At 46.8% G+C, this 14224-nt stretch carries 12 protein-coding genes and 1 riboswitch; of the genes, 11 read left to right on the forward strand and 1 reads right to left on the reverse strand.

Features of this window, described 5'->3' with window-relative positions; all coding sequences use genetic code 11:
• Window positions 1-42 precede the first annotated feature (42 nt).
• Entirely contained in the window at window positions 43-1500 is a 1458-nt protein-coding gene (locus ABIN22_RS02425) for a GntR family transcriptional regulator (protein WP_346906332.1), read from the reverse strand.
• 245 nt (window positions 1501-1745) lie between these two features.
• On the opposite strand from ABIN22_RS02425, the gene ABIN22_RS02430 reads away from it, so the two are divergent.
• From ABIN22_RS02430 to ABIN22_RS02480, 11 genes are all read left to right on the forward strand, one after another.
• Complete coding sequence (locus ABIN22_RS02430) at window positions 1746-3467, forward strand: two-component system response regulator (protein WP_346906628.1); 1722 nt, start codon at window positions 1746-1748, stop codon at window positions 3465-3467.
• 61 nt (window positions 3468-3528) lie between these two features.
• Window positions 3529-6156, forward strand: a complete 2628-nt coding sequence (locus tag ABIN22_RS02435; protein ID WP_346906334.1) for a hybrid sensor histidine kinase/response regulator — start codon at window positions 3529-3531, stop codon at window positions 6154-6156.
• A 99-nt stretch (window positions 6157-6255) separates the two neighbouring features.
• Window positions 6256-6567, forward strand: coding sequence for an ArsR/SmtB family transcription factor (locus tag ABIN22_RS02440; protein ID WP_118619131.1), 312 nt, complete (start codon window positions 6256-6258; stop codon window positions 6565-6567).
• Window positions 6568-6648: 81 nt separating this feature from the next.
• A complete protein-coding gene (locus ABIN22_RS02445) occupies window positions 6649-6975 on the forward strand; it encodes a hypothetical protein (RefSeq protein WP_346906336.1) in 327 nt (108 codons plus the stop codon).
• Between the two features lie 115 nt (window positions 6976-7090).
• Window positions 7091-8242 (forward strand): ThiF family adenylyltransferase, encoded by a 1152-nt coding sequence (locus ABIN22_RS02450; RefSeq protein WP_346906338.1) that lies wholly within the window; start codon window positions 7091-7093, stop codon window positions 8240-8242.
• A 102-nt stretch (window positions 8243-8344) separates the two neighbouring features.
• Window positions 8345-8475: riboswitch (molybdenum cofactor riboswitch) on the forward strand.
• Window positions 8476-8524: 49 nt separating this feature from the next.
• Window positions 8525-9004 carry a 4Fe-4S dicluster domain-containing protein gene (locus ABIN22_RS02455; RefSeq protein WP_346906340.1) on the forward strand — a complete coding sequence of 160 codons (480 nt, stop codon included), beginning with the start codon at window positions 8525-8527 and terminating at the stop codon, window positions 9002-9004.
• Window positions 9001-10803 carry an aldehyde ferredoxin oxidoreductase family protein gene (locus ABIN22_RS02460; RefSeq protein ID WP_346906342.1) on the forward strand — a complete coding sequence of 601 codons (1803 nt, stop codon included), beginning with the start codon at window positions 9001-9003 and terminating at the stop codon, window positions 10801-10803. The genes ABIN22_RS02455 and ABIN22_RS02460 overlap by 4 nt, the downstream gene beginning before the upstream one ends.
• A gap of 63 nt (window positions 10804-10866) precedes the next feature.
• Entirely contained in the window at window positions 10867-11142 is a 276-nt protein-coding gene (locus ABIN22_RS02465; protein WP_109729839.1) for a MoaD family protein, read from the forward strand.
• Window positions 11143-11156: 14 nt separating this feature from the next.
• Complete coding sequence (gene nuoE / locus ABIN22_RS02470; protein ID WP_346906344.1) at window positions 11157-11630, forward strand: NADH-quinone oxidoreductase subunit NuoE; 474 nt, start codon at window positions 11157-11159, stop codon at window positions 11628-11630.
• On the forward strand, window positions 11631-13451 hold the full coding sequence (locus ABIN22_RS02475; RefSeq protein ID WP_346906346.1) for an NADH-ubiquinone oxidoreductase-F iron-sulfur binding region domain-containing protein: 1821 nt from the start codon (window positions 11631-11633) through the stop codon (window positions 13449-13451). It begins immediately after the preceding gene.
• Window positions 13448-14218 (forward strand): 2Fe-2S iron-sulfur cluster-binding protein, encoded by a 771-nt coding sequence (locus ABIN22_RS02480; RefSeq protein ID WP_118619119.1) that lies wholly within the window; start codon window positions 13448-13450, stop codon window positions 14216-14218. The genes ABIN22_RS02475 and ABIN22_RS02480 overlap by 4 nt, the downstream gene beginning before the upstream one ends.
• Window positions 14219-14224: the final 6 nt, after the last annotated feature.

Raw genomic sequence — 14224 nt, forward strand, 5'->3', positions numbered from 1 at the left:
AAAAAGACCTTGCGGTAAAAATGAACCACAGGGTCTTTTTTCTCAGTTAACGTTTGTATCCGGGACCAGAATATTTTCAACTCCCGGTATACCAAGCCGGGACATAGTACTTAAAGTTCTGCGAAGTTCAAAAACAATAAGTGCCTCCAGACTGGCAGAAAATTGAGAATAATCCAAGTTTTCTAACGACCCGATTAATGAATCAAAATAAGGGGCGTACATGGTATTGATAATATTCTGGTCCTTTTCCATTCCGCGTAGTGCATAGGCCCAAAAGAATTGACGGAGCAGCTCGGAATAAACGGTGCGGATAGCCTGACAGGGTGCCGATTTTCCGATTAAGTCTAATATAAAATAGGATAGGGTTTCACCGCGCTGAAACTGTCTGTGTTCTCTTAACTGCCGGCACAGTACTTCTGCTAAATCGGAGCCGGAAGACGAGAGCGTGAGCAGGGAGACGTTTTGACAGGACAATGCGAACATTTGAATGCTTTCAGCCATATCGATTAGACGTCTCTGGAGGACCGGCTTAGTAAAATCACTGTTTTCTGTTGCCTGATCAAAGGAAAGGACCTGTGTTCCCACATATTTGGTGGATTTTATCGCCCCGACGCTGCCAAGGAGTTCTAGTGCCCTGCGCATGGTACTTAATGAAACACCCTTTTGCCTTGCAAGTTCCTTCTGCGATGGGAGCAGACTTCCGGCCGGATAGACTCCCCGGCTGATTGATATGAGCAGTTCCATGGCAATGGAATAACAAAGCTGCTGGCTTTTTTTATAGGAGCTCCATGTAAAAGCAACCTCCGTTTCCGGTGGGGACATAGTAATCCTGTTCTCGTAAAACCGTGAAAGGGCAGATGACAATCTTTCTATAGATTGATTAACCTCAATACGCAGTGAGTACCAGTCTTTATTACGGCAAAGCGACAGGACCTTAGGCAGATAACCGTTCGACTGATCAAAATACTGGAGATTTTCTTCTATACCAAAAAAGGGATCATACAGAAACATGAAAATCTGCCAGACAAGACGCATGAGCAGGCTGTTTCCAAGGGAACGGTATTTTTGATTGAGGTGCTTCAACATCGCATAAGGTACTACGGGATTTTCATGATGAAAAAGCTGCTCCATTGCCAGCAGTGTCTCAGGGGATGCATTCTTTAAGCCTGTCCACTGGGCATTACCTAATAAAGGCAGTATGGAGTTTTTCAGGTCGGTCATGGCTTTTTCCCGTGCAGAAAAAAAGGTCTGGATAAAATGCTCAGTTTCGTTGGCATCATAGTTGACCTTAACCGTGGCACCGATATTTTTCGACAGGGTTATATACCCTTCTTCCTTAAGTTTGAGGTATGCCGCACGCGCCGTATCAATCGATACACAGAGGCGTGTACTTGTTTCTTCTATATTAGGAAGCTTCTCCCGGTAATGATAAATACCGAATTGTATCTGGGTAAGCAGGACGCTGTAAACCACCCTGCGTAATTCTACACTGTTTTCCAAACTTATTCCTCCGTTTTCAATGGCCATTCAATAGATAGTGAATTTAGTATAACATTTTTTATGCTGTGTTTCTATAATCTCTTTAAGTTTACATGTGATTAAGCTTACATAGAGAGTTGCTATTTCCTTTTGTATTTGCTATACTCAATTATATATGTATATGAACAATGACATATGTATGTGAGCAATAAAGACAGGACCAGATCAGATGCATTCTGTGTAAAGAGGTGAATTCTGTGACAGTAATGGTAAAAAAACAAATTCTTGTTGTAGAAGATAACGCACTCAATCGTGGTCTCCTGTGTGAGATACTGAAGCCTGACTATGACCTTGTGGAGGCGGAAAACGGGAAGGTAGCACTTGAATGTTTACAGCAGTATGCGGGAAGTTTTTCTCTCATCCTGCTGGATCTTGTCATGCCTGTTATGGACGGATATGAGTTCCTTACTGCCGTCAAGGACACACCGGAATTCTCGTCAATCCCGGTAATTGTTACGACACAAAATGACAGGGAATCTGAAGAGGTAACGGCTTTGTCCTGTGGTGCCGCCGATTTTGTGCCCAAGCCCTATAGGCCGCAGATTATCCTGCACCGGGTTGCAAATATTATTCATCTGCGGGAAACAGCTGCGCTGGTGAATGAGTATCAGTATGACCGGCTGACAGGACTGTACAGTAAAGGCTTTTTCTGTCAGAAGGTGGAAGAACTCCTGCGTCAGAACCCGGATAAAGAGTATGATATCATCTGCTCGGATATTGTTAATTTTAAGCTTGTCAATGATGTATTTGGTATTCCTGCAGGGGACCGCATTCTTTGCATGGCTGCACAGATGTATACTGAGATGACCCGTGGAAAGGGGATTTGCAGCCATTTCCATGCAGATCAGTTTGCATGCATCATAGAGCATAAGTGGCAGTATACAGTCAGTATGTTTCAGGATGCCTGCGCCCGGCTCAATGCCATGTCCCAGACACAGAATATAGTGATGAAATGGGGTATTTACCGGGTGGAGAACAGGGAGGTTCCCGTAGAACATATGTGTGACCGTGCACTGCTGGCTGCCCGGAGTATCAAGGGACAGTACAAGAAGTATTTTGCATATTACGATGATGTCCTTCGCAGAAAACTGTTAAAGGAGCAGGAAATCGTTGATAGCATGGAGTCGGCCCTGAATCTGGGGCAGTTTGAGATTTATCTTCAGCCGAAATACAATATCAGGTACAGCCGGATGGATGGAGCCGAAGCTCTGGTCCGCTGGAACCATCCGCAGTGGGGGCAGCAGTCCCCGGCTGTGTTTATACCGCTGTTTGAGCGTAACGGATTTATTACAAGGCTGGACCAGTATGTCTGGGAAAAAGCATGTGCTGTTATGCGTGACTGGGAGAATAGGGGGATGCCTCCCCTGCCTGTTTCTGTAAACGTGTCCCGGGCGGATATCTATAATGTAGATCTGGCAGACATTTTAACGGGGCTTCTGCGAAAATACGCCCTGCCGGCTGCAAGGCTTCATTTGGAAATCACCGAGAGTGCCTATACTGAAAACCCACGGCAGATTATCGAGACTGTCAGCAATCTGCGGGAATTGGGGTTCGTCGTGGAGATGGATGATTTTGGAAGCGGATATTCATCTTTGCATATGCTCCATAAGATGCCGGTCGATGTTTTAAAGCTGGATATGAAATTTATCCAGAATGATCCGGTAACTCCGGTCAATCAGGAGATTATGCGTTTCATTATAAACCTTGCCGACCTGATGTCACTCGATGTGGTGGCAGAGGGTGTCGAGACAGCGGAGCAGTTGGAGCGCCTGCGGGAGATCGGCTGTGACTGTATGCAGGGATACTTTTTTTCTAAACCGCTTCCCGTGAAAGAATTTGAACTGCTTATGGAATCTGCAGATTCTGCGGTGCAGAATGCCTATGCAGGTACCCATTTAGATGATATGGACTTAAAGGTAAAAAAATGAATGGGCGGCAGATATTTGGAAAGGAATAGTATGCAGCCGGAAAGGCAAGGAGTTAAGACAGATGCAAAAAATTATGGGGGATAAAAAGAACTCTGTAGGGCGGAGCCAGCGGATGAGTGTGGTTAGTACGGGAATTCTGATTCTGCTGATGCTTTGCTTTCTGGCTATGACTATCAGTAATTCCGCTAAGCTGGCGGCGCAGACGGAGATCATATCGAACCATCCCTTCGAGGTGGTGATTTCTGCCGGTGATGTGAAGCTCTATGTATCAGAGATGAGCCTGCGGACCGGGCGGCTGGAGCGCCATCATAACAGTGAGGACGTGGAAATTGCCGGCAGCAAGCTGGAGGAACTTTCAGTTCTACTGGAAGAACCGGTTTCACGGATTGAGGAATTGTATCTGGGCGATGCAGAAGATGTGCGGGAGCTTAAGAACGCACTGGCAGTTTTGCGGACAGAACAGATGAAGTATCTGACATTTTGTGGACAGCAGGACCTTACAGAGGAGAATATAGAAAAATACGCTCAGGAACATCTGCAGCCACTCTATGATCAGGCGCTCCGTTATACAGAAGATATTATAGGAATTGCCCAGGCAAAAAAAGTGGGGTATGGTGTAACTTCAGAGAAACTGCGAATCACCAATCTGGTCGGATCTATTGTGCTGATGGGGCTGATGATTGTCGTGCTGCTTGGTTCCCAGTATGTTCTGCACCGACAGCGGAAGGAGCTGGTTTACCGAAGTAAGCTCTTTGACAATTTATCACTGAGTATTGACGATGCATTCATTATCCGGGATGCAAACACTGGTATTATCAATTACCGGGGACTCAATCTGGAACGGATTCTGGGGATCCATATGCCAGATGTTGAGACTCTTTACAAGGGGCTGACGGAAGAAGATACCCTGGCGTTTCAGGAAGGGATCAAAGATCCAAACTTCGCTTCCCCGTTTGAAAGACTGGTGGAGTATACAAAACCGGACCATGAAAAATGCTGGATGCTGATCCGTGTCTACCGGATCGAAGATTTAAATACTCCTCAGTTAATCACGGTGTTTTCTGACCGGACAGACGAGGTACGGTCGCGTCAGGCACTGCAGGACGCTATGCTGGCGGCGGAACGTGCCAACATGGCAAAGAGTGAATTCCTGTCCCGGATGAGTCATGAAATACGTACCCCTTTAAATGCAATTATTGGTATGACAACCATTGCGGCAGCTTCGGTCAAAGAGCCTGCCAGAGTGGAGGACTGCCTCTCCAAAATAAATATTTCCTCCAAACATTTACTCATGCTTATCAATGACGTACTCGATATGTCAAAGATTGAGAGCAGTAAGATGGTGCTGCAGAAGGAAACTTTTGATATTTTTGAGGTTGTCAATGGTTTTGTATCCACCGTTTATGCGCAGACAAAAGAAAAGGGTATAAAGTTCGAAGAAACAATGGAAGGATTTGGTGCAGACACTATCTTTATCGGCGATTCGCTGCGGCTCAACCAGATTCTTTTGAATCTCAGCTCCAATGCAGTGAAATTTACTTCACCGGGAGGAACCATCCGGCTTGATGTCTCGCGTCACAGGAACGGAAACACGACGGATATTCTTCGATTTATCCTGTCTGATACCGGAATCGGTATGACGAAGGAGGCTGTCGCGAAGATTTTTCAGCCATTTGAACAGGCAGATGCCTCTATTGCAAAACGTTACGGAGGAACAGGACTGGGGATGTCCATTACCAGCAACCTGATTACTCTGATGGATGGACAGATTCAGATAGAGAGTGAACCCGGTGTGGGAACGACCTGTATTGTAGATCTGCCATTTAAGAAAGGGGAAGAGAGCAGTCTGCCGGAGCCTGATTTTGCACAACAGGGACTGCATGCGATCATTGTAGACGACGAGCAGCAGGTTTGCGAACAGACAGCGGTCCTTCTGAATAAAATAAAGATTGATGCGAAGTGGTACCAGTCCGGTACCGAGGCCATAGAACAAGTGAAAGAGACACACCGGAAGGGCCGGGATATCGACCTTTGCCTAATTGACTGGAAAATGCCGGATATGGATGGTATCGAGGTGACACGGCGTATTCGCCGGGAAGTAGGAAACAACGTTCCTATTGTGATGATTTCAGCATATGATATTTCAGAAATGGAAGAGGAGGCGCGTGCTGCAGGTGTGAACGGATTTCTTCCAAAGCCCCTCTACAGGTCTTCTGTCTATGCGGCGATCAAGTCTGCGCTGGAACAAAAAGGGCGGGTGCCTGCAGAAGAAGAAAACTCTGGCGTAAAACCTCTGGATGGCTTCTGCCTGCTGATGGCGGAGGATAATATACTTAATCAGGAGATTGCGGCAACACTGCTTCGCATGAATGGAGCCGAGGTTGACTGCGTGGAGGATGGAAAACAGGCGCTGGATACCTTCCTTGACTCTGACCCAGGTGATTACGATGCCATTTTGATGGATGTCCAGATGCCGGTCATGGATGGGCATGAGGCTGCGAGATGCATCCGCGCTTCAGACCATCCAATGGCTCTCACGATTCCGATTATTGCCACAACCGCCAATGCGTTTAATGAAGATATCTCCGCGGCCCTTGCAGCCGGGATGGATGCCCACGTCAGCAAGCCGCTGGATGTCCTGCAGCTCTGCAGGATACTTACGGAATGTATTCATAAAGCGAATGCCTGAAAATAAATAATTTTCTGAATTATTTACTTATCTTGAAATTTAAGTTAGAAAATGATAATATATGTTCAAACATGTAAACCTGTATTAAAAGGAGAACCTATGAGCAAGAAGACAATGTTTTACATGAAGGAATGCGCTCCTATATTTTCAATGCTTCAGGATGAGAGACGTCAGGAGATAACGCAGCTTTTGTTTGAGAACCGTGAATTAAGTGTTTCTTCGCTCACTGAGAAGTTATCATTATCCCGCCCGGCAGTGTCACACCATCTGAAATTACTGCTGGATACCGGACTAGTAACGGTCCGCCAGGAAGGAAAAGAAAGATACTATCAGTTGAATTTGAAGACAGCGCTTGATCAGTTGAAAAATCTGACTGCATCTATCGAAAAGGATATTGAGCAAATGAAGTAAATAACACCTCCATTGTGAGGTGTTATCTTTCAGATGATAGGTTTATGTGTTTAAACTTATAAAAATAAAGAAGAACATTATATGGATTATTTAGAACAAAAAAACTGGGAAAGAATTATGTCTTACCTTCCGGAGGAGTTTCATTTTAAAGGAAAATTTCTGCCTCGGGAGGAGCACTGGGACTGGCATGGAAATATCGTTCATATGGATGCATACAGAAACCCGGATGCCAAAGTTAAAATCATTTTATTTCATGGAGTCGGAACGAACGGGCGTCAAATGACGACAATCATAGGCAGACCGCTTGCCAAGAAGCTGGAAAACGGAAGTCATTATCCTGTCGAAAAAACGGCTTTAGAGCAATTGCATACATATATCATAGAATTTGTTGAGAAAAACAAAGTATAGTTAATTCAGGATTCTCTTCACATAGGGCACCTTCGTTTACTTTACATATGAAACATAGTATAATTTGGATATGTTAATGCTATGAATAATGGTATATTGATTGGAGGTGCCTGTTATGAAAGATCAGGAAGTCAGCGGTTTGTGGATGTTTGAAGAGAAGGGGAAGCCCGGCATCGAAAAGGATGCAGTAAAGGTTCTAAAAGGAGGCGGGATTGAAGGAGACCGCCACTGTTTTGACAAAGACAGACAAATCAGCATTATGACGAGGAATGCATATGAATGGATACAGGCACAGGAAGTGGAGGGCTTATGTTTCCGAAGGTTTAAGGCTAATATCGTAATAGATACCAAAGGAGGCAGCATACCGGGACCGAGATTAAAAGCCGGAGGGGCAGTGCTTGCAGTGGAAGGTAAAAAGCACTGTTTTAAAGAGTGCGCACGCTGCAGGGAACATATGGACTGTATGCTGAAAGATTCCTGTTGGTATGCATCGGCAGTCTCAGATGGTGAGATACATATTGGTGACAAAGTTCAGTGTGGTTACAATTGGAACCGCTATGAAAGACAGATGATGGTTCCTTCCATCGGAAGGAAAGAACAGGACGCCTTTTGTAATTCTTCCGTCCTTGTTATTGGAGCAGGAGGTCTTGGCTGTCCGGTACTGACAGCGCTTTCAGAAGCCGGTGTGGGGCGGATTGGCATTATGGACGGGGACGTAGTGGAAGAGACCAACCTGAACAGGCAGTTTCTTTACAGCCCTTTAGATTTAGGAAAAAACAAGGCAGAATGTGCCGGAAGATGGGTAAGTGCATTCCGTCCGGACTGTCAGACGGACATCTATCCGGAATGGTTTACAGAAGAAAATGGAAGTTCTATTATAAACAATTATGATTTGGTGATCGCGGCAGTTGACCGTATATCGACAAGGCTTCTGATTAACAGAACCGCTGTTTCTTCAGGGAAGCCTTTGATTGACGGGGCTATCGATGGTTTTTATGGTACAGTAACAGCAATTTTCGGGAATGAATGCCCCTGTCTGGCGTGTATCAACCCGGAAGGAAAGGAACCCTCCCGCACAAGCAGCTCCCTTGGAACGACCACAATGGTTGTGGGTGCCCTGGAAGCACAGTTTGCACTGCAGCATCTTGCAGGGATTCCGATAAAAGGAGGAACAGTCTTAAGCTATGATGGAATATATGGAACACTGGAAGAACTTCCTGTAAAAAAGAACCCAGAGTGCGCAGTGTGTGGAAATGTGTATAATTGACAAAAAAATAACGAAAAATAGTTAAAAATACATAAAATTATACAAAAAAAGAAGTTTTTTGATGGCATTTTCTGTGAACATATATTATACTATGTATAAGAACAAATTAATAAACTCCGAGTCCTGCATTTCCGACGCATGGAGCCGAAAACCATACGGGAAAGCAGGACCAATGGGTATCGCTGGGAACAGGGGTGCCTGCCTGATTGCGAAGGAGTCCATTATTATATCGGGTAGGTATGATAATGGATTTTTCTATGTAGTAAAGGAGGTATTTGAAACATGGGGAAACAGTTATTGATTAAACCCGAAAAATGCCTGGGGTGCAGAACATGTGAACTGGTCTGTTCCTTTGGCCATAACGGTGCGTTTAATCCGAGATTTGCCAATGTAAGTGTCATGTCATATGAAGAGGCAGCTATCAGCATTCCTGTTATGTGTATGCAGTGTGAAGACCCCTGCTGTCTGGAAGTATGCCCGGTTGGCGCTATCTCACGGGACGACAAAGATGCAGTTGTGATTAACGGAGAAAAATGTATAGGTTGCAAGATGTGTATGAATGCGTGCCCGCTCGGCAATATTGGATTTAACACAGAACGGCGGCAGGTACATAAATGTGACCTGTGCGGCGGAGAACCAAAATGTGCGGAATTCTGCCCTACCGAAGCTATTACATATGAAGACCCGGAAGAAGGGATTGACAGAAGGCGTGCAGTTGCTGACCACTTTAAGGATGTATTTGGAGAGGAGGCAAAAGCATGATGAACGGATATATGGGACAAATATTGAGAGTGGATCTGGCATGTGGGAAGATAACGAAAGAACCGCTGAATATGGCGGCGGCCAAAGATTTTGTAGGAGCCAGAGGATTGGGGACAAAGTATTTCTGTGACGAGGCAGACCCAAAAGTAGAACCCCTTAGCCCGGATAACAAGCTTATTTTTATGACAGGGCCTTTGACCGGAACAGCGGCTTCCTGCGGCGGCCGGTTCGAGGTAGTGTCTAAGGCACCACTCACGGGTACAATTGGTGCAGCCAACTCGGGAGGGCATTTCGGACCTGAACTAAAGTATGCAGGATATGACGGCATTATATTTGAAGGCGCCAGTGACCACCCGGTTTATCTGTATATTAATGACGATACAGTGGAACTTAGAGATGCCAGAGATCTGTGGGGCAGGACAGTTTTTGAGACAACAGATGAACTGAACAACAGATGCGGGGCTTCCTTCCGGGTATCCTGTATCGGGCCTGCGGGTGAGAATCTCTGCCTTTATGCAGGAGTTATGAATGATAAACACCGTGCAGCCGGAAGGGGCGGCCTGGGGGCTGTAATGGGAAGCAAGAAGTTAAAGGCAGTTGTAGTGAAAGGTACAAAATCTATCCGTGTAGCCCGCCCGGAAGGTTTTATGGATGCAATTACCAATGCACGTAAAATGCTGAAGGCACACCCGGTAACAGGAGAGGGGCTCGGAGCTTACGGGACAGAGATTCTGGTCAATATTATTAATGAGTCCGGTGCACTGCCTCTGCGCAATGGCCGCGATGGCTCCGTATTTGCAGATGCAGACAATATTTCCGGCGAGACGCTGGCAGAGAAATATCTGGTTCGCAATAAGGGCTGTTTTGGCTGTTGTATAGGATGCGGGCGTGTTGTTGATATTCCTGACGGTCCGTTTAAATCAAGGGGAGAAGGGCCGGAATATGAGGCAGGATGGTCATTTGGGGCAGACTGCGGCATTGATGATCTGGAAGCAGTATGCAAAGCGAACTTTATCTGCAATGAATATGGTTTTGACCCGATTACACTGGGTGCGACCATAGCCTGTGTTATGGAATTATTTGAAGCAGGCCACCTTACAGAAGCAGATACCGGTGGAATTGCCATCCGCTTTGGCGATGCCGCCACTATGGTGAAGCTTGCAGAGCTGACCGGCAAAAACGAAGGCTTTGGAGCGCAGCTGGCACTAGGTTCTTACAGGCTGGCAGAAAAATACGGACATCCGGAACTGTCAATGTCTGTAAAGAAACAGGAAATGCCGGCATATGACGGAAGGGCAATGCAGGGAATCGGTCTGGAATATGCAACGTCCAACCGGGGCGGCTGCCATGTACGCGGATATATGACATCGCCGGAAGTATTAGGCCTTCCAACAAAGATGGATCCCCTTGTGACAGAGGGAAAAGCAGGAATGCTGAAGATTTTCCAGGACCTGACTGCCTTAATAGACTCTGTAGGAATCTGCCTGTTCACTTCCTTTGCAATTGGTCTTCCGGAAGTTGCAGCCCAGTACAGGGAAGCAGTTGGAAGTGACGAATCAGATGCGGATATCTTATTAAAGGGAGAACGCGTGTGGAATCTGGAGAAGAAATTCAATCTGGCTGCAGGTGTAGAAAAGGATACTCTGCCGCCACGGCTTCTAAGGGAACAGCTTCCGGAAGGACCGGCACAGGGTAAGGTAAATGAACTTCATACCATGCTGGAAGAATACTACCGGGTAAGAGGCTGGGATACAGACGGTGTTCCCACGGCTGAGAAAGACCGGGAACTTGGGCTGTAATCCAGAATGCCGGATCGCTGTATTTGGGGAAGGCTGTCCTTCCCCAAAAAGAAAGGACAGAAGATGCAGATAAAATTTTTTGCATATCTACGTGATTATACAGGCTGTAAGATAACGGATTTTCCTTATCAGGAAGATATTTACCAGCTTGCACATGCACTGTGCGATAAATATGGAGACAAACTTCGAGGGAAGATGCTTTCGCCGGATGGGGAAGATTTAGGAGAAGAGATTATTATCCTTGTGAACGGAAGACATGTGGCACATCTGGGAGGAATCCATGCAAAACTGGTGCCTTCAGATATTGTGTCTATTTTTCCGGTTGTAGCAGGGGGATAAAGGTGGTGTAAATATTGGAGGTATCCAGAGAGAATATTGAAGAGTTAATCCACTCTTATGAGTGCAGTCAGAGACATGCCCTGGCAATCATGCAGGATATGCAGAGGAGATACCAGTATATTCCGAGGGAAGGCCTAAATGCGCTTGCCAAGTACCTCGGTTGTCCGGTGTCTTCCCTTTATGCTATGGCTACTTTTTATAAAGCATTAAGTCTTATGCCGAAAGGAGAGCATATTATTAAATGCTGTGACGGGACTGCATGCCACATCCGCGGGGCATCCACACTGATAGACGGGGTGGAGAGGGAACTTGGCATTTCACCGGGAGAGACGACCAGTGACGGTCTTTTTTCTTTTGAAACGGTAAACTGTCTTGGTTCCTGTGCGATGGCCCCGGTACTGGTGGTGGATGATGTGTATTATGGCAGGGTAACACCGGAAAAGCTCAAAGGAATCATACAGACGGTCCGGGAAGGTGGTGCGAAGTAAGTGAAAAAACAGATCTTAATCTGCTGCGGCACCGGCTGCCGTGCCAATGGAAGCATGAAAGTGGCTGAGGCCCTGAATCAGGCTGTGAAAAGCCATAATGGAAATGCTAAGGTTATAGCAGACATCAAAACAACAGGATGTCACGGTTTTTGTGAAAATGGCCCAATTGTTAAAATTCTGCCTGATAATCTGGTATACTATAAAGTAAAGCCGGAGGATTCAGACGAGATCGTCGAAAAAAGTGTACTGGGGGAAGAAGAGATAGGACGCCTGATGTATAAAGACGATTCCGGCAGGCCGGTCCGCTCTCAGGAAGAAAATCCTTTTTATGCACATCAGTACAAAATGGTGCTGCGCGATGTAGGGGAGATTGACCCGGAGAATATCGGAGATTATCTGGAAAGGGGGGGATATGAAGCATTAAGGAAAGCAGTGTCCATGTCCCAGGATGAAATTATTGATGAGGTGGAAAAATCCGGAATAAGGGGAAGGGGCGGTGCGGGATTTCCGGCAGGACGGAAATGGCGGACTGCGAAAAGGTACAATAATTTTCCCAAATATGTGGCATGCAACGGGGATGAAGGAGATCCGGGAGCGTTCATGGACTGCTCCATACTGGAAGGAAACCCCCACTCCGTTATTGAAGGCCTGGCAATTGCAGCCATTGCAGTGGGGGCCAAAGAGGGCTTTTTCTATATCAGGGATGAATATGACCTTGCGGTAAAGCGTATTAAAAAAGCCATTCAGGATGCAGAAGAAAGGGGGATCATTGGAGCATCCGTAATGGGCTCGGAATATTCTTTGAAGCTATCGGTAGTCCGGGGCGGCGGAGCGTTTGTCTGCGGGGAATCAACGGCCCTTATGGCCTCTATTGAAGGCAGGGTGGGGGAACCGAGGGCAAAATATATCCGTTCTGTCCAGAGGGGGCTCTGGAACCAGCCCACCGTGTTAAATAATGTGGAGACGCTGGCAAATATTCCGAAAATCATTCTGGAGGGCGGAGAAAAATTTGCCGCTACAGGAACAAAGGGGAGCACTGGCACGAAAGTATTTTCCCTTGTTGGTAAAGTGAAAAGGACGGGGCTCGTGGAAGTGCCTATGGGAACGACCTTAAGGCACCTGATTTATGATATCGGCGGTGGGATTATTGGAAACCGGCCATTTAAAGCGGTCCAGACCGGAGGCCCTTCCGGGGGATGCATCCCGGAATCCATGCTGGACCTGGAGGTTGATTTTGATTCTCTGGCAAGTTATGGTGCCATGATGGGTTCCGGCGGCATGATTGTCATGGATGACAGGAGCTGCATGGTGGAGGTAGCCAGATATTATACAAACTTCCTGTGTGAAGAGAGCTGTGGAAAATGCACGCCTTGCAGGGAAGGTTTAAGGAGGATGCTGGAAATCCTTACAGATATCTGCGAAGGCAGGGGCAGGGAAGGAGATATTGAACTGCTTGAACGTCTGGGCCATACGATGCAGGAGGCATCCCTGTGCAGTCTGGGCAAGACGGCAGCCAATCCGGTGCTGACAACAATACAGTATTTCCGGGAGGAGTATGAGGCACATATCAGGGAAAAGAGATGTCCGGCAGGGGTATGCAAAAATCTGACATGTTTTGAAATTGAGGCAGAAAAATGTACCGGATGTGATATGTGTGCCAGAGGATGCCCAGTGGATGCGATCAGTGGCGGGAAGAAAGAAGTACATATCATTGACGCATCAAAATGCATTGCCTGCGGAAGCTGCCGTGAAACTTGTAAATTTGACGCGGTCAGGACTGGTGCCCGGCAGAATGTGATAGAAGGGAGGCAGGCTGTATGACGGAATTTCAACCGGATAACCAGATACAAATTGAAATCAATGGAAGGGCCTGTACCTGCACAAAAGGGGAGTTTCTTCTGGAAGCAGCGAGGAGGAACGGTTTCTATATCCCCACACTCTGCCATCATCCGGGAATCGCAGAACAGGGGTGTTGCAGGGTGTGCCTCGCAGAAGTGGTGGAAAACGAAAGGAGTAAGATTGTAGTATCTTGTGTCTACCCGGTAGAGAAGCCCTGTAAAGTATATACAGACAGTGAACGGGTGAAAGAAGACCGGAAAGTAGTGTTGATGCTCCTTGCCCTGCGGGCCCCCGAAAGCACGGAGATACAAGCTCTGTGCAGACAGTACGGGGTCATGGACGGAAGCCGTTTTAAACCCATTGAGGGGGAGAAATGCATCATGTGCGGCCTTTGTGCAAGAGCCTGTGCAAGTCTGGGGACCGGGGCTATTTCAACGGTTTTAAGGGGAACGTCAAAAAAGATATCTACACCCTATGATGAACCTTCAGATGCCTGCGTGGGATGCCTTAGCTGTACCAGGGTGTGTCCTGTGGATGCCATTCCCTATACAGAGGATGAAACAAAGAGGAGCATCTGGGGAAGGGAGTTCCCTCTTGTACACTGTCAGGAATGCGGGGCGGTTATAGGGACCAGAGAAGAGATTGCCCTTGCTGCAGGGAAAAGCGGGGAAGAGGTACAGGACCTGTGCCCGGAGTGCAGGAAGAAAAAGATGTCGGATGTGATGGCACATACCTATGGCACAGAGTGAAAAATA

It is taken from the genome of Faecalicatena orotica, assembly GCF_905197545.1.
GTDB lineage: Bacteria > Bacillota > Clostridia > Lachnospirales > Lachnospiraceae > Faecalicatena_A > Faecalicatena_A orotica.